Genomic DNA, 25,061 nt, shown 5'->3' on the forward strand with positions numbered 1-25,061 from the left:
AGCCAGCGCGGCCGAAGCCTGTACGTGCTCGACGAGCCGACCACCGGGCTGCACGCGTCGGATGCCGACCGGCTGCTGGTGCAGTTGCAGCGCCTGGTCGATGCCGGTAATACCGTAGTGATGATCGAGCACGACATGCGTGCGGTGGCCCAAGCCGACTGGGTGATCGACGTAGGGCCAGGCGCGGGCGCTGCCGGCGGCAGCATCGTGGTGGCGGGTTCCCCTCAGCAGGTGGCCCGAAAGTCTGGCAGCCGAACCGCTCCGTTCCTTGCACGGGAGTTGGCGCGGGCCGAGTAGCTTAGTTCGCCAAATGTTGCCAGCTTCGCGGGGCATTGATCGTCGCCACACGGTGGTGACGGTCGCTGCCCGAGTCGCGTCATCCTTCCTGAGTCAGAGCAAGATAGGGATTGTTGGGCGGTATTTCGGCGAATACCAAGGACCCATTTTCGAGGAGGTAGCCATGCAGTCGGCGGGACTTCCTCGGGCCCGTGACTTCACAGGTCCAAATGTTCAGGCCATTTGGGTGCTTGCGGTATAGCTGCAGTTTCTAAAAGCGCTNTGGGTGCTTGCGGTATAGCTGCAGTTTCTAAAAGCGCTTTTGCACCCACTGCCAATCCGGTTGCTTGTCCTGCCTGACCAGCGCATCCACCTGGGGATGTTCCTACGCATAGCGCTGGAACACGCTGGGACTGACCAGGTAGGCGGTGTCGCTCACCGTATGCACGAGCGCCTTGGCGTCGTTGATGATGAGTCGCCGCGCGGCGACTCCCTGTTGCAGCCACGTCATGAAATGCTCCCCGGATGGTATCGCGACTGTTGGAGTTGATGCAGGTCCAGGCGCAGGGGTAAGTGGCAAGGGAGACGCTGCGGCTGTGGTTGGGGCAGGGACTTTCTCCACTGGATCTTCACCCTTCCCCATGTCGGCCGTGCGATCCAATCCAACCATCGCCAGCATGTCCTCCATGACGTCAGGCACGGGCGGGGCCGCAGTCGGCAAGGCGGTATCGCTGCGAGGGCATTCCCAAGGGGGAGTCTCCAGACCTTCGGGGGTTGGCTGCCCCACGACCGCGGGCGGTGTGCCTGGTGCACTGCCGTTGGTTTCCGCTGGCGTCGTGTCGATCGCCACCGTGCCTGCGAAAAGCGCTGGCCGCTCGCCGGATTCCCAGATCAGCGCGGGCGCGAGGCGCAACAGGGTGAACGAGTAGGACCAGCCGGTCGCACTGGTCACGGTCGCGCGCCAGACCGCCTTGCCGTCTGAGGTGGGCTGGAGCATGCCGTGGTTCTGCAGCACGTTGAAGACGGCGGTGTTGTTCACAGGAATGCCGTCGATCCCCTGAGACAGCAGGTGCGCGCGCAGCTTGTCCGAGACAGTCTTGCTCACCAGCCACAGCCCATCCTCAGTGAGCCAGCCATCGGAGGCTTCCGGCTGATTCAGCTTCAACGGTTCCTTGAGCAGGAAGCGCAGCCCGTCCAGCAGCTTGCGTTGCAGCGCGTGCCTGGGCGCGGCCATGGCGCGCGCGGGATCGCCGCCCAGTTCCTGTGCCACAGAAGCGCGATCAGCCTGCACGACCAGTTCACTCAGCACGCCGGCGTGCTCGTACTGCCCGGCCAAGACGTAGAGCAATGGTGCCCACAGAGACGGATAGCCGCTGAGCCAGTCTAGGAGCGGACCATCGAGCAATTGGCGGTAGAGCAGCCCTGTGCGGCGCTTTGCAACCGGTACTCGCGGTCTTCGCGGTAGCGGAAGCGGTAGGGTTCTACCCCGCTTCCACGGACGGTTTTAAAAGAGCCGAAAACTTCAGATCTTGCTGAGCAACTCTACGACGCATTCGTGGGTTATGAAACCGCTCAATATAGTCGAACAGATCCGCTCGCGCTTCATCAAGTGTCCGGCACGATTGATAAGCAACACGCTCGCGCTTGAGTTGGCCGAAGAAGCCCTCACAAGCCGCGTTATCGGCACAATGGCCAACGGCACTCATGCTGCAAACCAGCGTGTTTCGGCTCAGAAAGCGCTGATAGTCGACGCTGGTAAATTGGCTTCCCCTGTCAGAATGTAAAATGACCGACCAGTTACCCTGACGCTGCCAAATCGCCATCTCCACTGCCCGGATGACCATCTGCCTATCTTGGCGATGATGCATCGACCAGCCAATCACTAGCTTGCTGTACAGATCCAGCACTACACACAGGAAGAGCTTGCCCTCCAGCGTGGCTATCTCCGTGATATCCGTGACCCATTTGCGCTCCGGCTCCAAGGCATTGAAGTCGCGTTCCAGTAGATTTTCCACACCTGCTGGGCGGCCAGACGTTACTCGGCCAAAGCCACGTCTCTTCCTGCGCGGCCAACCTTGAATTTGCTCTGCGGCCATCAAGCGAGCAACACGGTTCAGGCTGGCGGTTTCACCTTCGAATAGGAGATCCTCGTGCATGCGAGGCGCACCTATTGCACCGCGGCTATCCTCATGGATCTCACGAATACGCTTTATCAGGCGCGCATTATCCTGAGCGCGTGGGCTTGGCTCACGATCTTGCCAGTCGTAATAGCCACTGGCAGACACCTTCAAACAACGGCACATCAGTCGGACTGGGTACTCGTTGCGGCAGCGCTGGATCACCGAGTACCGTTCGATGATTCCCTGGCAAAGTACGCTGCGGTGAGTTCAACCGGTCGTTGCAACTATTTCATTTAGCTTCTCAGCCGGCGATAAATATCTCAACGTCTTTCTCGGACGCTGATTCAGTCGCAATGCAATTTCGTCAAGCTGCTCTTGTGTCCATCCCGACAAATCAGTGCCTTTCGGGAAATACTGACGTAGTAGGCGGTTGGTGTTTTCATTGCTGCCTCTCTGCCAAGGACTTTGAGGGTCACAGAAATAAACCTGAACATCGGTAGCCACGGTGAATTTCTTGTGACCACCCAGCTCGCCGCCGCGATCCCAGGTCAAGGTTTTTTTCAGCTCCAAAGGCAACCTGTTAACTTCTCTACAAAGAGCTGAAATAACACTCTCGGTATCTTTGCCGTTGACCTGTACAAGCATCGTGAACCGGGACTGTCGTTCCACCAGGGTGGCTATATGCGAGTTCTTGGAGCCCGAGATTAGATCGCCTTCCCAGTGACCCGGAACTGCGCGGTATTCTACCTCTGGGGGGCGCTCTCGAATAGACACGGCATCAACAATGCTCGTCTTGGGCACTACCGCTTCGGTAGTCGAATGCTTTGATCTTCGCATCCCTCGCCGAGAGCGAAGATGTCTCACCAGCTCTTTCTTTAGCACGCCTCTTGCCTGAACAAAGAGGCTGCGGTAGATGGTTTCGTGGGATATCTGCATCAATGAGTCGCCCGGAAATTGGCGCTCAAGCCAACCTGATATTTGCTCCGGAGACCAGTCTAGCTGAAGTTTCTCTGCCACAATCTGTTGAAGGGCTTGATTTTCAGCAAGCAGGCACCGCTTGGGTCGCGTCGCTTGGTCCCAGGCCCTCTTATCAGCTTTGCTCGCCCGATACGTTTCACGACCACCGTTACGATCAACTTCTCGACTTACCGTCGAAACTGGCCTGCCAATTAAGTTTGCTATACGTCGAAGCGAAAACCCGGCAGACAATCCTCGCGAGATGTCTTCACGCTCTGACAAAGAAAGAGCCCTGCTAGATCTAGTTCGGTTGGGTGGGGAAATACCGCCATGAATGGCCAGTACGCCGCTGATAGAGCCGGCATGTTTGCCTAGAGCACGACCTATCTCACTGAGGGACTGACCTCTTCTCCATCTATTCCAGAGTTCTCGTTTCTGCGGAGCTGAAAGTCCGCGCGACTTGGTGGCGGTCATAAGTGGATGTCCAACGTTTGGATGGTCGTAGTATGTAGCATTGACCGGTTGAACCCACCGCCGCGTCTTTTAAAAAATCACGTTCCTTCATCACTCGGGCCAGCTCGCGCTTGAGGCGGGCAAGTTCTTCATCTCGCGGGTTGCCTGTGCCGGGAAAAGGCTTCTCAGCTGCTCGCGCCTCACGCACCCAGCGATTTAGCAAGCTTGGCGCCACCCCGATCTCTTGAGCTATCTGACGACAGCTGGTGCCTGAGCGACGGGCCAGTTCTACGGCCTCCCGTTTGAACTCCGGGCTATATTGTTTGCGCTTGGACATGAACACTCCTATGACTCCACATGAGTCTACTTGAAAGTGTCCGTGTTAGCGGGGTAGAACCCGTCGTCAACTTGTGACTGCTTCTGGCCCAGAGTGTGTAAAAACGCTGTCTCAAAACCCTTGCTATGCTTTCTGAGGATTTCACCGCAAGGATTGTCCATGAAGCGCTTCATTCAGGGTGAGCATCGAGGCCAAAGCACCTTACTTCCAGAGAGTCTCGACGACTACGTCACCGATACCAATCCGGTGCGAGTGGTCGATGTCTTTGTCGACGAACTCGACCTAGTGAAGCTGGGTTTTGAAAGTGCCATTCCCGCTGATACTGGTCGGCCTGCTTATCATCCCTCGATCCTGCTGAAGATCTACATCTACGGTTACCTCAACCGGATTCAATCCAGCCGGCGTCTTGAGCGGGAAGCACAGCGCAACGTGGAGTTGATGTGGCTGACCGGACGTTTGATGCCTGATTTCAAGACTATCGCTAATTTTCGAAAGGACAACGGTAAGGCTATCCGTGGCGTCTGCCGTCAGTTCGTTGTGCTCTGTCAGCAGTTGGGGTTGTTCGCCGAAAGCCTGATCGCCATCGATGGCAGCAAATTCAAGGCGGTCAACAACCGAGATCGCAATTTCACCAGCGCCAAACTGAAGCGGCGGATGGAGGATATAGAAGCGAGTATTCACCGGTACCTGACTTCGCTCGATGCTGCCGATCAACAGGATCGTCCGGCCTCTGACGCCAATGTTGTGCACCTCGAAGAAAGAATCGCCAAGTTGAAGGCGCAAATGAAAGAGCTTCAATCGATCGAAACTCGGCTCAATGAATCACCGGATAAGCAGGTATCACTGACCGATCCAGACGCCCGCTCCATGATGACTCGCGGCACAGGAATCGTTGGCTACAACGTACAGACAGCGGTCGATACCAAGCACCATTTAATCGTCGCTCATGAGGTGACCAACGTCGGGTCCGACCGCGACCAGCTCAGCCCTATGGCCAAGCAAGCCCGCGAGGCGATGGGGACAGAAAAGCTGTCGGTGGTAGCTGACAGAGGCTACTTCAAGAGTGAGGAAATCCTGGCTTGTCACGACGCGGAAATCGTCGCCTATGTACCCAAGCCAATGACCTCCGCAGCCAAAGCCGATGGGCGATTCAATAACGACGCATTTATCTATGACGCGGCGGCAAACGCATACACCTGTCCGGCTGGCGAGACTTTGATTTGGCGTTTCTCCAGTGTTGAGAAAGGCATGAAACTGCATCGGTACTGGAGCTCGAAATGCCAAAGCTGCGCATTGAAATCGCAATGCACGCCGAGCAAACAGCGGCGAGTTCGGCGTTGGGAGCACGAAGCAGTGCTGGAAGAAATGCAGCTCCGGCTCAGCAGTGCACCCGAGATGATGCGGATCCGAAAAAGGACCGTTGAGCATCCCTTCGGGACGCTTAAGCAATGGATGGGTGCGACGCACTTCCTGACCCGGAAGCTCAATGGGGTGAGTGCTGAGATGAGCCTGAATGTGCTCGCTTACAACCTGAAACGGGTGATGAAAATCATAGGCACCGTTAGCTTGCTAGAGGCCCTGACAGCGTAAAAGCTCGTGTTTTACCCACCTATGCTGCCTCTGAGAGGGCTCCAGGGCGTTGCTAGGTTGTCTGATGCGCTATTCGCAGCGGTCATAAGCTTGATCAGATTCCAAGCCCGAGAAAGGTCTGCTATAGACGCTGACGGAAACCCGTTCTGACGTTTTTACACGCTCTGGGCCAGAAGCGGTCATAGCGAAGGAAGAGGTGCTAGATTAGGGCACAGATCACTTTCAGCCACACCGCCTCCACCAAAATCGGTGGCTCACCCATGGTAGGGATAGTCGGCTTTGAAATTGGCTTAAGCAACCGTGTACGTCAAGTCTTCTCGTGACGTCTATATGACATTTCTCTGTGCGGAGTCCTCGTTCTTTTCGACCTACACCGTTCTAGCTGCGCTCACGCACGTATCGAAGCGCGACCCGCAAATACTCGGACTGACAACGCAGGTATCGGTTAGAAAGGTGTTGCCGACCGACGGGTGGAGACGCATTATTACGATGGGTGGCGCAGAGGTGGACATCAGGCCCGCCAGGTGGATGCTGCTAGGTGCGCGCTCCCCGCATCAGTATTCGGACGCTCGCCTGAGTTAATGAGGCCGATGTGGAACACGGGGCGGAACGCTGCGAAAGCTTTTGTCCCCTAGCGACTGGCAGCATTTTTGTTCGGTTCGTTACTTCCTTCTGCCCTTTGATGGTTCGGAGGCGGTCTAGAAGGCGCAGCCGCTGGGCTAATCTGTGTGGCGAGGCCTGTTTAAGGTACCCCAAGATGAACCGGGCTACGCCGCCACGCCAAACACCTGTTCGGAAGTGAGCGCTAGACTTCACTTCTGTTTAGACGGGTAAGTAATGGAAGGGACTCCGTAGCCTAATACGTGACTGGTTGGTGTGAGCTGTCTAGGAGCGATCGCTCCATTAAGCGACGCGATACCCAGACAGGAATAATGACTTTCAGGGCAGGCAAATAAATGGCGAATGGAAAGATTCTCCGGCAGTTGTTCCGAGCTGGCACGATGGGCGATACAGATGCATTCCGCCGTGCGTCGGAGGCTGTTATCGAAGAAGAGCGCCAAAAACAGCACCACCTTCTCGCCAACGACTTGGAGCAGATTCTCTACGGCGGCGACATTAACTCGCGCGCGGACAGCAATATCCAGCGAGCTCACTACGACATTCCGAAGGATAAAGAGCGGGGCTTGCCGCTGTTGGATATCCGGACGCCCAAACGCTCCTTAGACGAAGTCATCCTTCCCCCTAGCAGCGCTGCTTCCCTAGAGGAGATCCTGGAAGAAAATAGACGAGATGATGTCCTGCGCAGCTATGGAATGAAGCCTGCCACCAAGGTCATTTTCTTCGGCCCTCCAGGATGTGGGAAGACGCTGGCAGCCGAGGTCGTTGCGTTTGAGCTTGATAGGCCTTTGGCCATCGTGCGATTGGACGGCTTGGTTTCCTCATTTCTTGGTGAAACCGCTGCAAACCTACGGAAGGTTTTCGACTTTATCTCCCAGCACTCACTGGTTGTTCTGTTCGATGAGTTCGACGCCATCGGGAAAGAGCGCGGCGATAGTGGCGACCATGGCGAGTTGCGCCGGGTGGTGAACGCTGTGCTTCAGATGATGGATTCGTATGAAGGCAGCAGTTTGATCATTGCCGCTACGAACCACGAGAAAATCCTGGATTCGGCCATTTGGAGGCGATTCGACGAATCCATCGAATTCCCGCTTCCAGATGTGGACCAGCTGTTAGAGATTCTGTCCTTGAAGTTACGCGGGATCCGGCGCCAGTTCGATATTGATGACAAGTCAGTGATACAGGAATTTAAGGGCAAGAGCGGCGCAGATATTGAGCGAGTCATACGACGCGCTGCGAAGCGAATGATCCTGAGAGGGCAGGAGTTCCTGACCATCAAGGAGCTGAAAAGCGCCCTTGTACGAGAAGATCTCAGGAAGTTTTAAGATTCATCCTTCAAGGAAGAAGCAGTGGCTACCTACAAGCATCTGAGCATCACCCGAGAAATTTTGGACAACCAACGCCGGACTAAGAACCCGCCGCCATTTGTAACTCGCTCTGATCTACGTGGCCACGGCCAGAAGCTCAATGGTTACTTCGCAACAGCAGCCGGACAGGCCAGAACGCAGATTGGCTCTAACGTTGATTCCCCCTTCGTCCTTAAGCTCAGATATGAGGGCGCACTGACCTTCAGCAACCTAACGGCCCACGGGTTAGAGTTCATAAGCCAAGAAAACAAACAGCTCTGCGTGGTGTTTGCTACAGAGGCTGGTTTGGCGCGTTTCGCCGATCACTTGAACAAGCTCGGCGTGCTCGGTGCGGCCTTGACCTACAAGCAGATCCTAGAAGCGATTGAGGGCATCGAGGCGTGGTCTGCGGAAGATCGGATGAGCTGGGCGCTTACCCATTTCGGTTTGCCCCAATATGAAAATTTCATGCTCGATGTCGAGCTGTGGCCTGTCGAGGTCGCGAACCATCCGAACCGAATTCGGTTAACGACTGCCTTTGAGGATTGGCTCAACGGCGCGGGCATCAGAAGGCTCGACAGGATCAATCTAGACAGCCTCCTCATGTACCGAGTGGAGGTGAACTCAGACCACGCGCAACTGTTGCTGAATCACCGCGATGTACGTCTAGTTGATCTCATTCCTGCAACAGGCATCAGCGTTCAGCAGCTAAGCAGAGATATCAACGCACTACCCCGGGATGTTCCTTCTCCGGCTGTTGGGGCATCTCGCGTCTGCATCCTGGACAGCGGCATCAACGCGAACCACCCCTTGCTTCGGCCAGCAATGGCTGAGAGCGCCTCCTTCGTTGATGAGGAGGGAGACGCGGATCAGGCTGGCCATGGCACGGCTGTGGCGGGTGTAGCACTGTACGGCGACGTTGAGGCGTGCGACATAGGTAATTTCTGGCAACCTCGGCTTTGGATTTACAACGCCAAGGTGATGAAAAAATGCGCTAGGACCGGTAATGCAGTTTACAACGAGCACACTCTTGAGGCGTCATTGACCCGAGCTGTTGAGCATTTCGTCGAACTTGGTTGCCGAATATTCAACCTCTCGCTCGGCAACAGCAATGCACCCTACGATGGAATGCATGTACGCGGATTGGCCTACATCCTAGATGTCCTCTCCAGGAGGCATAACATCTTGTTCGTAGTGTCGACCGGTAACTTCTGCGGGTCGGTGGACCCGGCTGTTCCGGTCAGTAGCTGGCGAGATGAGTACCCTGAGTATCTGCTAGCGGAGCAGAGCACGATCATCGACCCTGCTCCTGCAATGTCGGTGCTGACCGTTGGGAGTATTGCCCGGCACAACGCTACGACCGACACCCAGCGCTTTCCCGAAATCCATCAGCTCTCGCCGGCAGCCGAAAAACAGCCATCGCCGTTCACTCGGCACGGGCCCTCGGTCAAAGGGGCGTTCAAGCCTGAGCTCGTTGCAACAGGTGGCAACTTGGCCTGTCCCATGAGGCCTACGGGTGGTCAATGGCGGCAGGTCGAGAGAGGACTCGGGGTTTTAACGTTTAATCATGAGTTCGTAGGCAACACGATTTTTAAGGAAGTCAGCGGGACAAGCTTGGCGGCCCCCTACGTCACGCACCTGGCTGGACGCCTACTTAACGAATACCCCGAATCGTCTGCGAACCTTCTTCGCGCCATGCTTGTGAACCAGGCATACTTGCCTGATGAAGTGGCTACGACGTTCTCAGAAGATTTCAGGGGCGCCTACAGAGCCGACAAAAGTACGCTCAACCGCGACGTAGCACGGGATTTAGCTGGCTACGGCGAAGTGAATGAGAGCGATTTATTCCGGTCGTCTGATAATACTGTTGTATTGATCTCGGAGCAGACCATTGAAAAGGACTCCTGCCAATTCTTTGAGCTGCCTTTGCCTGCCGACTTCCTGCGCAAGGATTTGGCCACGCGCGAGCTCACCGTTACGCTCGCGTACTCGCCGGCGGTCCGTACGACCAGGCTCGAATATCTGGCGACTCAAATCAGCTTCCGCCTGGTCAAAGGGGCTTCGTTGGAAGAGGTTCAAAAACACTTCAACCAGGCCAACAAGGCTGATGTTGAGGCCCGAAATGATGATGCGGTATCTAACCGGGACATTTCTGCTCAGCAGCGAAGTCGCGGTACTGTTCAGTCATCGCGCTGGACGTTCAGACGGCGCAACCCTAATGAAAAATGGTTTGTAGTGGTGGTCAGACAGGACCGTGAATGGAACCATCCTGACGTGCTGGATGACGAGCCATACGCTTTGGTGGTCACTGTTGCGGATCGGGACAACGAGAACGCCCAGCTCTACGCGCAGATCCAGGCCATGATCGTCCAGCAGGCAGAAGTTCGGGAGCAGGAGCGGGCAGCGCGCTTGCGGGCACAGAGGTAGTGCGCACTCCTTCGGGAATCGGGGTCAGATGACCCTATCCGAGCTCTACGGCGACATAAGCGAGCGCGTAATTTCCGTGATAGAAAGCATGGTCCCCGCCCTGGAGGTGTACAGCATCGATAAGAGCAAGTTCGATAGTACCGGCATCCAAACAATATGTTGCCGCCTATGGACCTTGTCAGGTGCGTTATGGGAGACGTGAGAGCGCATCCTTTCGCATTTACTACGCGGAGCAGAGACGCCGGCCGGCCAGTTTCTTAGATCCAGCGCCTCACACGACTGCAATATTGAGTGAAATCGCTTCCGAAAAGGTCCCTGAGCGCTCGCTCCTCAGGCTCGATTTGGAACTGGTTCATGTACGACACGAAGCCCATCACACCCAGCAAGGATGCTGGCGAGGCAAGGAAGATCGACCACGCCAGCAAAGCGGCTGCGAAACCCAGATACATGGGATTGCGCGTATAGCGGTAGACGCCCGAGCGGACAAGCGTCGACGCCATTTCTGGTTTCAGTGGGTTCACTGTTGTGCGGGCACTTCGGAAGGACAATACGCCTGCTAGGCAGATGAGTCCGCCTGCCAGTAATACCATCAGGGCGAGGCCGACGCGCCATCCGGTGCTAAGCCCTAGCGCGCCGGGCAGAAAGCGGGCGGAAAGCCACATGAGCAAACTGAACAGAATAGCGACCAAGAGCGGCGGTAAGCGTTTCTCCAATGCGTTCATGGCATTACTTCTCCAGCTTGGCGACTTCGCTCTTTACCATCTGACGTAACGGCCCAGGCCCGAACTCATTCAACGGGCGGCCATTAACGAAAAAAGTCGGGGTGCCGCGGATGCCTACTGCCTGCACATCCTGCATATCGCGCTCAATGATGGCATCTACGGCAGGGTTGAGCATATCCGAGCGAGCCTTTTCCAAATCCAGTCCCACCCGTTCGGCAGCAGCCCAGGCTGCCTGCACCTGAGGATCGTCATGCCAGCCGGGCTGGGCTTCTAGTACGGCGTCCAGGACTTGCACATACAGGTCTTGCTCGCGAGCAGCTTCCAACATACGCACGACTTTCTCTGAACCTCGATGGAACAGCACATAGCGCAGTACCAGTCGCACGTTATCCGGGTTCTCGGCGAGGATCTGCTTTACGTATGGATGAAAGGCGCGGCAGGCCTCACATGAAGGATCGAAGAACTCGACAATGGTGACAGGTGCTTGCGCCGGGCCGAGGACTGGCGAGTGAAAGCGAACCAGATTTGCCTTGTTGGGCACAGCCTGCTGGGCGGATGACTGCGTCTGAGCAGACGGCTCGGCGGGAGTCGGCGACGGGGAATACAGGTACGCAGCTGCAGCAAAAGCGATCAGGATCACGACGCTAATGAGCAGAACCAGGGTGCGGCGGTTCATGGGGTGGTTCTCCGACGAATGACAATAAGCAAAATGATGATGAGGACAAAGGCAAACAGCGCAAGTCCAGGCAAGGGTATGCCGCCAAAGATGGTCATACCGGCGCCCGAACAGGACGGTCCTGTAGCAGTGCAAGGCTGGATCGGTTGGGGGATTAAGCCGATGTAGAGCAGTACATGGGCAGATGCCAGCAATGCACCGATGACGGCCAAAGGCAGCGCATAGCGCCAGACCAAAAAGTCCGAGCGGTAGCAGGCAATCGCCAACACTATCGCCAGGGGGAACATGAGCGCGCGTTGGAACCAGCATAATACGCACGGGGCTTGGCCCATGACTTCACCGATAAATAACGCGGAAAGCGACGATACCAGTGCTACCAGCCAGGCCAGAAGCAGCAGTCCCCAGGAAGTGGTAGGAGTCTTATGGTCCATTGTATTTCCTTAATCTACGTGGCCCGCCGCTGCGGTACCGGTCCCCGGTGAGCTGTGTGCGTGTGAGAGCAAGCTCGATTTCCCGTTTCGGGAAGCAGCAGCTCTGTGCCGCCGGATCCTCGGTCGAACGCCGGAAGATTGGAAGCGCAACACGAATTTGACTCGACTTGCGATACGTTGGTGGCACATGTCGCTGTTGGCTGGAGCTGCTGAACGGTAGGGGCATTGGCGCGCCATTCTCTCCAAGCATCACGAAGTATTTGCCAAGCTGAATGCAGAAAGAGCGCCGCCATAGCCAGGCCGACAAGAATGTCCGGCCACTTGCTGCTTGTCACTACGACCAGCCCGGCGGCCGCGATTACGCTGGTGTTGGCCAGCAAATCGTTACGCGAGCAAAGCCAGGTCGAGCGCATGTTCAGGTCATCGGAACGGTGGCGATAGAGCAGTGCAAAACAGTAAGCGTTTGCGAGTAATGCGACTGCGCCTATGACCGCCATCCAGTCGGCTGCCGGTACCTCCTGCCCCACGAGCTTGCGCAGCGCATCAGCCACTACCAGCATCCCGAACAGTAACATCAAGCTGCCCTTGAAAAGCGCTGCGCCTGCACGAGCACGTGCGCTGCGGTGCAGGACAAACAGCGTGAGGGCATAGACGGAGGCATCGCCGAACATATCCAAGGAGTCGCCAAGCAAGGCCGTAGAGTTGGCGATCCAGCCAGCGATGAATTCGACCAAAAACATGGCACCGTTAACGGCAAGAGCAATGTAGAGCACGCGGCTTTGTTTAGCCCGCAGCTGGGCTAGCTCACCGACCTTGCTTTCACAGCAGCTGTCCATGATCTGTACCTCACTCGTTGATCTTGTGGCTAGAATGAGGGTTATAGCGACTATAAGGTCAATAGCATGAACACGACAAAATTCACGGTGGGTCAACTGGCTCGCATCACCGATACCAAAACGGTGACCATTCGGTATTACGAGCGACTCGGCTTGCTGCCCAGGGCCTCGCGCAACGCCTCCGGCTACCGGTTGTACACACCCGAAGAGCGAGATCGTCTGCTTTTCATTCGTCGAAGCCGCGCGCTGGGCTTTAGTCTAGACGACGTCCGCCAGCTCCTAGGCTTCTCCGATCACCGTCAAGAGTCCTGCGCCGCCGTGGATGCCAAAATATCGGAACAGTTGAAGCAGGTTAGGTTGCGAATCAGCGATCTCCAGGTGCTGGAGCAGGAGCTACAACGCTTGCAATCCTGTTGTCACGGAGGTGTGATCGAGGAATGTCGAATTATCGAGTCGCTGAGCCAAGCGCGTTGAAGTCGCAGCGGCGAAGGTCAGCCCCCTTTTCGTACGAAAGTCATGGACGAGTAGCGAGATTCTCTATACGGTAACATTTCATCATTACATGAACTATTGACTGATATGGAAGAAAAAGCCGCTCTGTCAGGTTTTTCTGCGCTGGCTCATCAAGACCGGCTGCGGATAATTCGTATGTTAGTTGTCGCCGGCGCTGATGGAATGCCGGCTGGAGCCATCGCCGCTGCGCTGGATGAGGCAACGCCCTCGCGTATTTCGTTTCACCTCAAGGAACTCGAACACGCCGGGCTAGTGCATGGTCGCCGCGATGGCAAATCGATTATCTACAGCGCCAACTGGCCAGTACTTTCCGATCTTGTCGCCTTCCTGATGCATGACTGTTGCCAAGGTCATTGCGAATATTGTGATCGAGCAATTGCGCTTTTCTCGAAATGTGAGGGTCGGCCTACCGGCCCAATCCGCTGCGGATAGGACTGTCCGATGAAAAAAATCCTCGCATTTGTAGAAAACAACCTTCTGATTCTGGCGGTTGCTGCCGCTGCACTCGGCCTCTTGGTGCCCTCTGTTGGGATCGCGCTTGCAGCCGGCATCGCCCCACTTCTGGCTTTGCTGATGCTGGTCATCAGTCTTACGTTTGATATCCATGCAGTGAAATTGGTTATCCAAAAGCCTAGCCGGCAGCTCTGGGCCCTAGCTCTTGTCTACGGGCCCATGTCGCTCGCGGGATGGCTTACCGGTCGGTTGTTTTTTGGGGCGGGGCCACTTGCGGCTGGTCAGACCCTCGTCGGAACGCTGCCTACCGACGTTTCCGCGCCACTGCTGGTTCTGCTGGCACGAGGCAACGTTGCGCTCGCGGCAGTCCTCAATGCGGTTAACACATTGCTTTCACCATTCATCGTGCCGTTCTTGTTTCTGCTTCTGACCGGAATCGAGCTGCAAGTACCGATCGGGGCAGTGGTCTTGGAGTTGGTGCTTATCGTGGTGGTGCCGACTGTGTTGGGAGTTTATTTACGCACACGTTTCCCGCAAGCAGTCAGTCGTCGCGATGACCTATACCCATCTCTTGGTTCGGCTCTTTACCTGCTTCTTCTCTTGGCGGTGGTTGGTCCGAATGCCGCAACGATTCTGGACTATGGCTGGTTTGCGGTCGTGATTGCGCTAGCCGCCCTCACGCTGAACTTGACCGGCTATGTAGTTGGGTCTTTCGCAAAGGTCTTTGTGGCTGATCGCGAAGAGCTGGTTGCTTATCTGTTCACGGTAAGCAAGAAAGAGTTCAGCATAGCGGCAGCCTTTGTAACGGCCTCTGGCTTGCCTGCAGAGATCGCTGTTCCGGCTGCCTTTTTTGCGGTCATACAGATGATTACGTCGCCTATAGCAGCGAAGATTCTGGCAAAGAAGGGATCTGCCGCTAGGATCGTACCGCACTGAGCTGATAGGGGTTTGGAACCCCCCGCGAATTTACCCAAAGCCATACAGTCGCTGCAGGCCAAACGGAGCTAAAAGCATGGTCAGGTATCTAGCGGCGTAGACGATGCCCTAGGAATTACATAGACGAGGACCAAGCCAGAGCGAATGCCTAAGTACCGTTGCAGCCGCTTCGGTGTCAAAACGTACCGTGAAATAACGCGCAGGACTCTGATCATTCAGTGCAGTCCTGACAGGATTGTAATCTTCCTGCAACGGTTCCCGATATTTAGGCGGAGCTACGATTCAACATGCACCTAAATGTCTCGCTATTGACAAGAAAAAGTATGAATAAAAAAATCAGTTTTACCCTAATTGCAGCATCTGTCATCGTAGCCGCTCATTCACAGACTCTCTCAGCAGAAGAGCTAGTCGCCAGTGGGTTTGTCGATGGAAGCGACCTGTCGGTACTTAACAGAAATTTTTATTTCAACCGAGACGACCGTAACGGTCAGTTTAGCCCGAAAGGGACCGGTTATTCTGAAGCTTGGGCTCACGGGGTGATAGCCAACTTCGAGTCTGGCTTCACCCAAGGAACAGTCGGCTTCGGACTGGATGCCTTCGCGATGCTGGGTCTAAAGCTTGACACCTCTGAAGGGCGAAACGGGGGAAACAGTTCTTTCGACATGCTTCCAGTCAACAGCGACGGTGAAGCAATGGATGAGTACACCAAGCTTGGGGCAGCTGTTAAGCTGAGCGCTTTTGACACCGTAGTCCAAGCAGGAGACGTGTTTCCGACCACACCAGTCGTCCACTATGGTGATTCTCGCCTGCTGCCCGAAAGCTTCCGCGGTGTTACGCTGGTTCATACTCGCCTCGAAAATTTGACAGTCCAAGGCGGCCGACTCACAGGCATGAGCCAGCCTACCAGTAGCAATATGTTGGACGATTTCGAGACCTTCTATGCCGGACCGGTCGACTCTCCCTGGGTGGCATATTTCGGTGGTGATTACTCCCACGACTCCGCTCTGGCACTAAGCTTATACACAAGTCGCTTGAAGGACGCTTGGGATCAAAAGTACATAGGCGTAGCGAGCGAATTGCCTTTATCGGAAAAGTTGTCTTTGTTTGGCGGGTTTAATTACTACAACTCTACTGACCAAGGCAAAGATCTACTCGGCGAGTTTGATACCGACATTTGGAGCGCCAGAATAGGAGTCGCCTCCGGCGCGCATAGCATTTCCCTATCGCATCAACGCAACCATGGTGACAACGATTTCGACTACTTACGGCAGTCAGACTCCATTTTCCTTGATCATTCCTTGCAGTACAGCGACTTCAATTCACCTAAGGAAAGGTCGTGGATGGTTCGTTATGACTTAGATATGAGTGAGTATGGCGTGCCGGGCTTGTCGTTCATGACACGCTACGCTACCGGTCGAGACGCAGATTACTCGAACGCTAACGCGGTCTACATGCGAGAAGACGCCGACGGCAATCCGCTCACGGACCAAAAACGCTGGGAGCGCAACGTCGAGGCCAGATATATCGTACAGACCGGCCAACTACAAGGGTTGTCTTTTAGACTACGCCAGGCTACAACCCGAGCGACGGCGTTCGAGTCTGACCTCGATGAGGTCAGGGTAATTATAGAATATCCGTTCGACGTTATTTAAGCCGATTGCTGAACCCTTCAGAAGGGCGCCCACAAAGGCGCCCTTTAGTGCCCAAAAGTCTTGGATCCGCTGCATTCTCTCGACTGGGATTCCACATCGAGGGTAGCGTGCTTTACTGAAAACACGCTGGCCAACATCTGCTTGATCTCACCCTTGATATCCTCGCTGCGCGTCATGTATTCATCCTTTATGACCACATGCGCTTCTATTGAAATACGATGCTCATCAATGGGCCAGATATGGAGGTGATGGATTCCGCAAACCCCTGGTATCGCTAACGAACGGGAGACGACTGCTTTTGGGTCGATATTGGAAGGCGTAGCGGACATGAGTATCCGGATGGCACCACCAATCTCGGAAAAAGCCTGCCAGAGTATGTAGCCGGCGATCATCAACGTTATCAACGGGTCTATGAAGTACCAGTCGAACAGGATAATCAACGTGCCGGCCACGATAACCCCAACAGACCCCAGCGCGTCGGATACGTTGTGCAAGAACGCAGCACGTATATTCATGCTGGACTTGGATAATTTAAAAGTCAGCAGGGCCGTTATGGCATCAACCACCAAGGCTATAACCGCAATGATTACTACGGTCCATCCTTCAATCGGCTCCGGTTCTATGAATCGAAATATCGCTTCGTACACCAAATACAACCCGATTACAATCAAGGTGGTATAGTTGATGAGCGCGGCGATCAGCTCGGCTCGAACGTATCCAAACGTCCAGTCTTCACTTGCCGGCCGTCTAGCTATTCTTCGAGCGATATAAGCGATCGCCATTGAGATGGCGTCGCTCAGGTTGTGAATGGCATCGGCGACCAGCGAGAGGCTCCCTGACAGGATTCCCCCAACGATTTGCACGACAGTCAAAACGACATTGACGACGACAGCCCACCAAACGCGTTTGTCCCCCGCCTGCTCATTATGTACGTGTTGATGTCCCATCGCGCCTCCATTTCTTCAATCAAATTGCTTCAGGCGATTCCCCGAGGATCGTTAGCTGTTCAGCCAGCGCACGAACGATAACCTGGCGGATTGCCACGCGCGTTTTCAAATCGCCGGCATTATCCTCAACGCCACGTATCACGACACAGTGTCGTCCTCGGAACCGTCCTGTATCCGAATCGCCCGTCGAACATCACTGACGAAGATACGCCCGTCCCCACGCAATCCGGTATGAGCCACCGCTTTTAGCACTTGAATCACCTCGTCCACGTATTGGTCCTGGCAGACGATCTCAATCTTTACGTGATTAACGAGATCTGCCGTGCCATCAATTGGATGACCCACCCTGGGATGGGCCTTGCTACGCCCAAAGCCGCGCACGTCGGAGACGCTCATACCGCTGATACCACTAACCCGATGCAGTGCCAGGGTTACCGCTTCGAGCTTATGGCTCTTTATGTAAGCCTTTATCTCTTGCACGACGTTGTCTCCATTCAACCTTTTTCATGGAGGTCAGCCGGATCATCAGCGAACCATTGGTAAAGAGCGGGAATAACAAGCAGAGTAAGAATTGTAGCTGTCACTAGCCCACCAACCACGACGGTTGCCAGGGGCCGCTGTACTTCGCTTCCGGTACCGCTAGCGAACAGTAGCGGAAACAGCCCGAGCGCCGTAGTCACTGCGGTCATCAGCACCGCCCGCAATCGAGCACATGCTGCGCGAACGCTGGCTTGAGCGACCGAAACGCCATCCCTTACCAGCTCGTTGAGAGAGCTAACCAGCACCAAGCCGTTCTCTAACGCTATGCCAAACAACGCAATGAAGCCGATTGACGCCGGTACCGACAGGCTTTGCCCTGTCAGCCAGAGGCCCACGATTCCGCCGACAAGAGCCAGCGGAATATTCAGCATGATCAGGGCAGCGTTGCGCAGTGAACCAAAGTTTGCATAGAGCATGATGAATACGAGCGTTAGGGTGATTGGCACCACGATCATCAAACGCTTGTTGGCTTGTTGCTGAAGCTCGAACTGCCCTCCCCACTTGAGAAAATAACCTGGCGGTAGGTCGACCTGCTGAGCGATAGCGGCGTCGGCTTCGGCAACAAAGGAACCAATGTCCCGATCACGTACGTTGGTCTGAATGGTGATGAAGCGCTGATTGTTTTCACGGGTGATCTGCCGCGGACCAACCACCTCTTCGATACTTGCCAGCTCCTCCAAAGGGATCCGCTGGCCAGCAGCGTTTTCGAGGATTAGCTGCCGGATCACTTCGGCCTTGTTCCGTGCCTCTTGCTTGAGACGCACATAGATGTCAAAGCGGCGAATACCCTCAAATACCTGCCCGGCTTCGCTGCCACCCACGGCCACGCTCAACGTATCGTGAACATCGCTCACGTTGAGTCCATAACGGGCAATCGCGGCCCGATCCAAAGTGATACGCAACTGCGGTGTACCGCCGATCTGGTCGCGTTGAACATCCTGAGCTCCACGCACTGTGCGCATTACCTGTTCGATCTCTTGCGCCTTTTCGACAAGAATGTCTAGGTCATCGCCAAACAGTTTGGCCGCCAGCTCGGCCTTGGTCCCCGTGAGCAGCTCATCTACTGCCGCAGCGATAGGTTGCGTGAAGTTAAACTTGGCGCCGGGGAAGCTTTCAAACCTCTCGCTCATTGCAGCGTAGAGACCGTCCAGCGTAGTTGCACTTACCCATTGTTCTTGCGGCTTGAGAGAAACGAATATTTCGGCGTTGTTTACTGGATCGGCATGCGCACCCACCTCACCCCGGCCAATACGGGAGACAACCTGCGTTACTTCTGGGAAATCCTCCATCAGTTGTCGCTCGAAAACGGTGATGGTGGTCTCAGCCTTTTCCAGTGAGATCGAAGGCGCCATGGTGGCACGGATCAGCAAATCGCCCTCATTCAGGCGCGGCACGAACTCGGAACCCAAGCGCGGGGCTACAGCGGTGCCCACAGCCAGAACGACCACTGCCAGCAGCAACGCAATCCAGCGACGAGCGACCACGGCCTCAATAAGTGGCTCGTAGCCTTTGAGCAAAAAGCCAACGATATCCTTGCGGGGCCTGTCCTCGCGAATCTTTGGCGCCCTCATCAACAAAGAGGCGGCAACCGGTGCGATCATCAACGCAAATATTAGCGATCCAAACATCGCCACTGCCACTGTATAGGCCAGCGGTTTGAACGTTGCGCCCTCTACGCCCTGCAGAGTGAATAGGGGCAGGAAAACAACAATGATAATGCTGATAGCAAACAGGATAGGCCGTGCGACCGAGTGACATGCGCGCATCACAATATGCAGCCGCGACTCGTCAGGCTGAGCTTCGCGCAACATGCGATCCACGTTTTCCACTACCACAACTGCGCCATCCACCATCATTCCAATAGCGATGGCAAGCCCACCGAGCGACATCAAGTTCGCGGAGATCCCGAAAACTTTCATCGCAATAAACGTGAAGCCAACCGAAAACGGAATGGAGAGCGCTACAACCAGGCTGGGTCTGAGGCCGCCCATAAAGGCCAGCAGCACCAGAGCCACCAGAATTATCCCCTGCAATAGCGCGTTGATCACCGTGGTAACCGCTGCTTTCACCAGGGTGGCCTGGTCGTAATAAGGCTGAACCACCACCCCTGAAGGCAGGTTGGCATTGATTGTAGCCAGCTCTTGCTTGACCGAACTGATCACTTGGGAGGTGTTGCTACCGATCAGCTTGAGCACCATGCCGACAACAACCTCGCCATTGCCGTCCTTGGTGGTGACGCCCCGGCGAATTTCTCCACCAATCTTCAGGTCGCCAAGTTGGTGAAGATAAATGGGGGTCCCATTGATGGTCTTAATGACAATATTGCGCAAGGAATCCAGGTCAGTCGCGAGACCCACCGAGCGCACAATATATTCTTCATCATTCTTGACGATAAACTGAGCGCCGGCATTGGCATTATTGGCTTCAATGCGCTCTTTGATTTCCGGCAGGCTAATGTCGTAACGCAGCAAGGCGCTCGGGTCCACGTTCACCTGAAACTGCTTCACCTCGCCGCCAATTGAAAGAACTTCCGTAACACCTTTGACGGTCTGTAGATTGAACTTGACGATCCAGTCCTGAATTTCGCGTAGCTCGGTGGTACTGTATCGACCGCTGGTGTCTTCGAGCACGTAGAACAGGATCTGTCCCAATCCTGTCGTTATTGGCCCCATAACGGGGTCTCCGAAGCCACGAGGAATGGACTCACTCGCATTCTGTAGTCTTTCGCCCACCAATTGCCGAGCGAAATAGATGTCCGTTCCCTCCTCAAAATAAATGTTGACCACTGACAGACCGAAATTTGAAATTGAGCGCACATGGTCAAGCTTCGGCAGTCCATTCATCGCGCTTTCAATCGGGTAGGTGACGTATTTCTCAACTTCCTCTGGTGCCAGTCCCTCGGTTTCCACGAACACCTGGACCAAAGCCGGCGATATGTCGGGGTAGGCGTCGACCGGAAGGGTGCGGTAGGCGAAGTAGCCGCCAATTAGCGTAGCCAGCGCTAACACGATGATCAATAGCCGGTTGCCCAGCGCAAAACGGATGATGCTTTGCATACGGCTCCCCTGGGCTAGTGGTTGTGACCGGAATCGAATTCATTCTTTTGCAGTTGTGCCTTGAGCACAAAACCGCCCTTCACTACGTACGTCTGTCCGGAAACCAGTCCGCTTAAAACTTCCGCCATCCGCCCATCACTGCGACCGAGTTCGACGGGCCGAGGCTCCCATCGCTCGCCTTCTTGTACGAAAATGGTTGGCTGACCTTCCAGGTCGATGATTGCACTCTCCGGGACGGCAACATCTACCGCGTGCTCGCCAATGGCGATGTCGCTTTGAATGAACATGCCAGGTTTCCAAGCGAGGCGCTCATTGGGCAGGAAAACCCGAGCGAGACCTGTGCGCGTACGTTCGTCGACCGACGGAGCCACATAGTCTATGCGGGCCTCGACCGGCTCCGGGCCATAGCTGGTACTCAGCCGCACCGGCTGGCCAACCTGCACTAAAGGCACCTGCCGAGGGTAGAGCGCGATATCAGCCCAGAGCGTCGACATGTCTGCGACTACAAAAGCGGTGTCGCTTGGAGACAGATGCTCTCCCAATGTAACGTCTCGATTGATTACTATCCCGTCGATCAGCGACTGGAGGTTGAATCGAGCAAGCGTTTCGGAGCTCTCCGCCACGGCAAGGGTTTGACCAGCGTTAACTTTGTCACCTGTTTTTACCCGAACCTCCACGATCTTCGCATCGAAACGTGGGCTGATATGCGCAACGGCTTCCTTGTTCAGCTGAACCTCCCCTGGCAATGACACTTGCTGTCGAATGACACCCGCATCCGCTACAGCTATTTCGCCGCCAAACTCACGTAGCAGACCTACACTCAGGGTCAGATCGGCTTCTTCGCCGTCTTCATGTCCTTCTTCAGCGTGACCGTCATGTTCTGTCTCTTCTTCCTGAGAATGGTCAACCCCTGCTGCACCATGTGCGTGGTCAAGATGCTCGGTTTCAGCGCTCTGTTCTTCAGTCCGATGTTCATGTGAAGCGCCTTCCTCTACGTGAGCGGCTTCGTTCTGCATTGTTGCACCGGCCGCCGCATGGGCAGGCAGCGCAGCAAGGAGCAAGCTTCCAGCTAGAAGCAAGTGTTTGTTCATGGTGATTCTCCCTGTCTCATTTGCTCGGCATCTTCAGCTAGGTAGGGCAGACGGTATCTGGCGGACACGCCGACGGTATCTCCCGCATCGGTGTGTCCGCTGCGCGTCAGAGGCTGGCCGGTCAAGGACTCAAGCGTGATGAGGATTTGGTGAAAGCCGGTGGCAGCCACAACCGCATCGTTCTCGATCGCCAGAACTTGCTGTCGGGCTTGCACGAGTTCCAGATAGGAAAAACGTCCGACTTCGTACCCTTTTTGGATTAGCTCGAACGTCTCTCGTGCTTCGGGCAGCATTTCATCAAGCAGTACCGTGACTTGATGACGACTCTGTTCCAGTTGAGCATATGCGCTGTGCAGCTCCGCGAAGATTTTTACCCGCGTCGCTTGCTCTTCCAAGTCGAGCCTCGCAAGGTCCTCGCGGGCGGCCTGGATGTTTCCACGATTCTTGTCATTCACCCCGATTGGCATGGAGAACTGCAGTACCATCCCTATATCGTTGGTTTCCCGCGCGTGTTTGAATCCGGCGCCCAACTCGACATCTTGCCGGCCACTTGCGACGGCGAGGTCCAGCTGGGCCTGCCGTAACCTGCTCTGACTGAGAAATCGTTGTAGCTGCGGCGCCTGATCGAGCTGCGCACGAACGCTCGTGAAATCAGGTATTTTTGTCAGGGAAAACAATTCGGCACTCACGACCGAATAGTCTGGCTCGCCCCCGCCCCATAAGCTTGCCAGACGACGCTTGGCATTGGCCAACCGTACCTCAAGGTTGCTAACTTCTAGCGCAGCCCGCATCGCATCGGTCCGTGCGCGACCAAGCTCGGCCCTGCTTGCGCTACCGGCCTCGAAACGTCTCTTGGCAACAGCTTGAGCTGACAAAGTCCATTCAATGGCCTGCTTTGAAAAATCAAGCAATCGCTGCGCTTGCGCAACCTCCAGATAGCGACTGGCAGCGGCGGCCAGAACATCAAGCCGAGCCAGCTCGTAGTCTCGCTCGACTAACTGGCGCTGCCAGCTACTAACGTCTTGACGCAAGCTGCGCTTATTACCCATCTCGATGACCTGGCTCAAAGCCAGTGTGGTTTCCACTGCTTCGATGCCAGACATTGCACCGCTGCCAAAAACATTTTCCACCTCAACCGACACAACCGGATTGGGTCGAACGCCTGCCTGTAATGTTCTTGCTTCGGCGGCCCGGATCTCATAGGGATAAGCTGCCAGTTCCGGGCTGGACTGCAAGACACGGGCGAGCGTCTCGGAGAAAGTCAAAATCACCATTTCCTTATCGGTTGCCCAACCAGGACCAGACCAACCGAACAAAACGCCGACGGCTAAAAGAAAACCGGCACGGTACGGCCATCGGGCCAGACGCAGGCGCGTGCAGATAAGAGCGCGCATAAGCCACCTCAAGTTAAGTTGAACCATAATTTGAATGTCGTAGGACCAGCTTCGCTAGACTCAGCAGTAACGCAGCCTTGATGGCTTTTCATGATTAAGCGAACGATGGAAAGACCTAAACCTGTCCCCCCTTCGTCACGCGAGCGCCCTCTGTCGACCCGGTAGAATCGCTTGAACACTGCATCCAAATGCTCTTCGGGTATACCAGGCCCAATGTTCGTGACCGACACCACGATCGACCGGCCTTCGCTTGATATGCTTATTGGTATATTGGTACATGGCGACGCATGTCTAATGGCATTTGAGAGCAGGTTGGAAATGGCTCTCTGAACCATCAGTTTATTGCCCAAAATAACGCCTTCTCCCTGAACGGTTAGCATAATGTCCTTATCTTCTGCCATTACGCTAAAGAGATTAACGACATGCTGCGCTTCATGAGCAAGATGAATTTCTTCGGAGAGATCAGCTGTTTCGACTTGGAGCGTTTGCGCCAGATAGAGCATGTCGGAGACGATACGGGTTATCCGTTCAAGCTCTTCCACGCACGATTCGAGAGTTTCCTTATACTGTACAGACGTTCTTTCACGTGAAAGGGCTACCTGTGCTTTGCCCATTAGATTGGTAATCGGCGATCGCAACTCGTGTGCTAGGTCGTCGGAAAATTCGGACAACTGCTGCACTCCGCTTTCGAGTCTATCGAGCATGACGTTGATACTCGAAGCCAGCTCTACAAGCTCTCTGGGAAGCCCGGTTGGTGATATACGGTTTTTCAAATCATGGGTGTGGACAATTTCGGCAAGCTTTTTGAACCTGTCTAGCGGAGCCAAACCACGTCGCGCGATCCAACCTGCCCCTAAGCCAATAATCATAAGAAAGATCGGCAGAATCAGCAGCGTAGAGTCACGAAATGCATCGAGCAGTTCGGCGTCGTCAGATCGGTTTCTCAATAGAACCAGAGTCACTTCCTCACCGGTTTCGCCGACCTCAAGAGTGGCAGATCGGACCTGCACACTGATTCCCGCATCTTGCAGCCGATCCTGATAAGTCGCCAGATTATGGGAGCAAGCACCATTGCCTATGACCTGGAGAGGAATAGTTCCAATACTGAAAACAAGTTGCCCTGGATCGCTCGCGTTGCAAGCGAGCAATCCGAGATCTGGATGACCAGTCACCAAGTCAGCCAAAGCATGCGACTCCAGGCTCGAAAGAGATGAAGGTGTAGAATCTCCTATGGCATGTACTAGCTGATCGAGCTTTTGCTTAAGCCTGGCGTCGGCCAAATTTTCCAGTTGACCGTGTAGCATTATCCAGGACTGGCTGAACATAAGAATGACCAAAACTGATCCTAAGAGGCTTATTGACAAGCCAATCCTCAATGACAAGCTCAGCGGTTTGGTCATCCTCGATCCTCAAGAACATACCCAACCCCACGCAATGTATGAATGAGCTTTTTCTCAAAGGGTTCGTCTATTTTTGCACGTAGCCGTCGGATGGAAACGTCAACGACATTTGTGTCGCAATCAAAATTTATATCCCAAACTAGCGAAATTATTTGCGTGCGAGTCATCACTACACCAACGTTTCTCATCAAAAGTTGTAAGAGGGAAAACTCTTTTGTGGTCAAGTCGATGCGGTTCCCAGCCCTATAATGAATCACACCGGGTTTTATGGAGGCCATTTCGTTTAAGTC

General features: G+C 55.0%; 19 protein-coding genes and 5 pseudogenes. 8 read left to right on the forward strand and 16 right to left on the reverse strand.

Translation table 11 applies throughout. The features are described from left to right. Positions 1 to 297, forward strand: a pseudogene (locus FZE95_RS18875) (excinuclease ABC subunit A); the annotation flags it as partial. A gap of 79 nt (positions 298 to 376) precedes the next feature. On the opposite strand, the pseudogene FZE95_RS19855 reads toward FZE95_RS18875, so the two are convergent. The 5 genes and pseudogenes from FZE95_RS19855 to FZE95_RS19860 form a co-directional block, all read right to left on the reverse strand. Then, positions 377 to 547: pseudogene (locus FZE95_RS19855) on the reverse strand (conjugal transfer nickase/helicase domain-containing protein); the annotation flags it as partial. Positions 548 to 559: 12 nt separating this feature from the next. Then, positions 560 to 1,758 (reverse strand): annotated as a pseudogene (locus FZE95_RS18880) (TraI domain-containing protein); the annotation flags it as partial. Beyond that, a pseudogene (locus tag FZE95_RS18885) lies at positions 1,758 to 2,651 on the reverse strand (IS3 family transposase); the annotation flags it as partial. The pseudogenes FZE95_RS18885 and FZE95_RS18880, both read right to left, overlap by 1 nt. 12 nt (positions 2,652 to 2,663) lie before the next feature. After that, positions 2,664 to 3,827 (reverse strand): IS30 family transposase, encoded by a 1,164-nt coding sequence (locus FZE95_RS18890; RefSeq protein WP_150302351.1) that lies wholly within the window; start codon positions 3,825 to 3,827, stop codon positions 2,664 to 2,666. Positions 3,828 to 3,900: 73 nt separating this feature from the next. Beyond that, positions 3,901 to 4,143, reverse strand: a pseudogene (locus FZE95_RS19860) (transposase); the annotation flags it as partial. A 159-nt stretch (positions 4,144 to 4,302) separates the two neighbouring features. On the opposite strand from FZE95_RS19860, the gene FZE95_RS18900 reads away from it, so the two are divergent. The 3 genes from FZE95_RS18900 (at position 4,303) to FZE95_RS18910 (ending at position 10,124) form a co-directional block, all read left to right on the forward strand. Next, positions 4,303 to 5,733, forward strand: coding sequence for an IS1182 family transposase (locus FZE95_RS18900; protein ID WP_150302353.1), 1,431 nt, complete (start codon positions 4,303 to 4,305; stop codon positions 5,731 to 5,733). Between the two features lie 956 nt (positions 5,734 to 6,689). Continuing rightward, on the forward strand, positions 6,690 to 7,676 hold the full coding sequence (locus FZE95_RS18905; protein WP_150302354.1) for an AAA family ATPase: 987 nt from the start codon (positions 6,690 to 6,692) through the stop codon (positions 7,674 to 7,676). A gap of 24 nt (positions 7,677 to 7,700) precedes the next feature. Continuing rightward, positions 7,701 to 10,124 carry a S8 family peptidase gene (locus FZE95_RS18910; protein ID WP_150302355.1) on the forward strand — a complete coding sequence of 808 codons (2,424 nt, stop codon included), beginning with the start codon at positions 7,701 to 7,703 and terminating at the stop codon, positions 10,122 to 10,124. Positions 10,125 to 10,381: 257 nt separating this feature from the next. On the opposite strand, the gene FZE95_RS18915 is transcribed toward FZE95_RS18910, so the two are convergent. Genes FZE95_RS18915 through FZE95_RS18930 form a run of 4 tightly spaced genes read right to left on the reverse strand, consistent with a single transcriptional unit; the run spans position 10,382 to position 12,789 of the window. Beyond that, positions 10,382 to 10,846: a methyltransferase family protein gene (locus tag FZE95_RS18915; RefSeq protein WP_150302356.1), complete on the reverse strand. Its 465-nt coding sequence runs from the start codon at positions 10,844 to 10,846 to the stop codon at positions 10,382 to 10,384. A 4-nt stretch (positions 10,847 to 10,850) separates the two neighbouring features. Beyond that, the gene (locus tag FZE95_RS18920) at positions 10,851 to 11,522 is read right to left on the reverse strand and encodes a DsbA family protein (RefSeq protein ID WP_150302357.1); all 672 of its coding nucleotides are present in this window, start codon (positions 11,520 to 11,522) and stop codon (positions 10,851 to 10,853) included. Next, positions 11,519 to 11,953 (reverse strand): disulfide bond formation protein B, encoded by a 435-nt coding sequence (locus FZE95_RS18925; RefSeq protein ID WP_150302358.1) that lies wholly within the window; start codon positions 11,951 to 11,953, stop codon positions 11,519 to 11,521. Before FZE95_RS18925 ends, FZE95_RS18920 begins: the two co-directional genes overlap by 4 nt. A 14-nt stretch (positions 11,954 to 11,967) precedes the next feature. After that, a complete protein-coding gene (locus FZE95_RS18930; protein WP_223825132.1) occupies positions 11,968 to 12,789 on the reverse strand; it encodes a cation diffusion facilitator family transporter in 822 nt (273 codons plus the stop codon). 66 nt (positions 12,790 to 12,855) lie between these two features. Between FZE95_RS18930 and FZE95_RS18935 the strand changes: the two genes are divergently transcribed. From FZE95_RS18935 to FZE95_RS18950, 4 genes are all read left to right on the forward strand, one after another. Then, on the forward strand, positions 12,856 to 13,263 hold the full coding sequence (locus FZE95_RS18935; RefSeq protein WP_150302359.1) for a MerR family transcriptional regulator: 408 nt from the start codon (positions 12,856 to 12,858) through the stop codon (positions 13,261 to 13,263). A 105-nt stretch (positions 13,264 to 13,368) separates the two neighbouring features. After that, a complete protein-coding gene (locus FZE95_RS18940; RefSeq protein ID WP_150302360.1) occupies positions 13,369 to 13,734 on the forward strand; it encodes an ArsR/SmtB family transcription factor in 366 nt (121 codons plus the stop codon). A 9-nt stretch (positions 13,735 to 13,743) separates the two neighbouring features. Next, positions 13,744 to 14,691 carry a bile acid:sodium symporter family protein gene (locus FZE95_RS18945; protein WP_150302361.1) on the forward strand — a complete coding sequence of 316 codons (948 nt, stop codon included), beginning with the start codon at positions 13,744 to 13,746 and terminating at the stop codon, positions 14,689 to 14,691. A 323-nt stretch (positions 14,692 to 15,014) separates the two neighbouring features. Next, the gene (locus tag FZE95_RS18950) at positions 15,015 to 16,343 is read left to right on the forward strand and encodes an OprD family porin (RefSeq protein WP_150302362.1); all 1,329 of its coding nucleotides are present in this window, start codon (positions 15,015 to 15,017) and stop codon (positions 16,341 to 16,343) included. A 44-nt stretch (positions 16,344 to 16,387) separates the two neighbouring features. On the opposite strand, the gene FZE95_RS18955 is transcribed toward FZE95_RS18950, so the two are convergent. The 7 genes from FZE95_RS18955 to FZE95_RS18985 all read right to left on the reverse strand — a co-directional run. After that, positions 16,388 to 17,290 (reverse strand): cation diffusion facilitator family transporter, encoded by a 903-nt coding sequence (locus tag FZE95_RS18955; RefSeq protein ID WP_150302363.1) that lies wholly within the window; start codon positions 17,288 to 17,290, stop codon positions 16,388 to 16,390. A 138-nt stretch (positions 17,291 to 17,428) separates the two neighbouring features. Further along, complete coding sequence (locus FZE95_RS18960; RefSeq protein WP_150302364.1) at positions 17,429 to 17,770, reverse strand: P-II family nitrogen regulator; 342 nt, start codon at positions 17,768 to 17,770, stop codon at positions 17,429 to 17,431. A gap of 14 nt (positions 17,771 to 17,784) precedes the next feature. Further along, entirely contained in the window at positions 17,785 to 20,886 is a 3,102-nt protein-coding gene (locus FZE95_RS18965) for an efflux RND transporter permease subunit (RefSeq protein ID WP_150302365.1), read from the reverse strand. A 14-nt stretch (positions 20,887 to 20,900) separates the two neighbouring features. Beyond that, on the reverse strand, positions 20,901 to 21,977 hold the full coding sequence (locus tag FZE95_RS18970; RefSeq protein WP_150302366.1) for an efflux RND transporter periplasmic adaptor subunit: 1,077 nt from the start codon (positions 21,975 to 21,977) through the stop codon (positions 20,901 to 20,903). Further along, entirely contained in the window at positions 21,974 to 23,371 is a 1,398-nt protein-coding gene (locus FZE95_RS18975; RefSeq protein ID WP_190324601.1) for a TolC family protein, read from the reverse strand. Before FZE95_RS18975 ends, FZE95_RS18970 begins: the two co-directional genes overlap by 4 nt. An 8-nt stretch (positions 23,372 to 23,379) precedes the next feature. Then, positions 23,380 to 24,771, reverse strand: coding sequence for a heavy metal sensor histidine kinase (locus FZE95_RS18980; protein ID WP_150302368.1), 1,392 nt, complete (start codon positions 24,769 to 24,771; stop codon positions 23,380 to 23,382). Continuing rightward, positions 24,768 to 25,061: winged helix-turn-helix domain-containing protein (locus FZE95_RS18985; protein ID WP_190324602.1), on the reverse strand; the 294-nt coding region annotated here is incomplete at its 5' end. The genes FZE95_RS18985 and FZE95_RS18980, both read right to left, overlap by 4 nt.

Source organism: Pseudomonas profundi, from assembly GCF_008638305.1.
Classification (GTDB): domain Bacteria; phylum Pseudomonadota; class Gammaproteobacteria; order Pseudomonadales; family Pseudomonadaceae; genus Halopseudomonas; species Halopseudomonas profundi.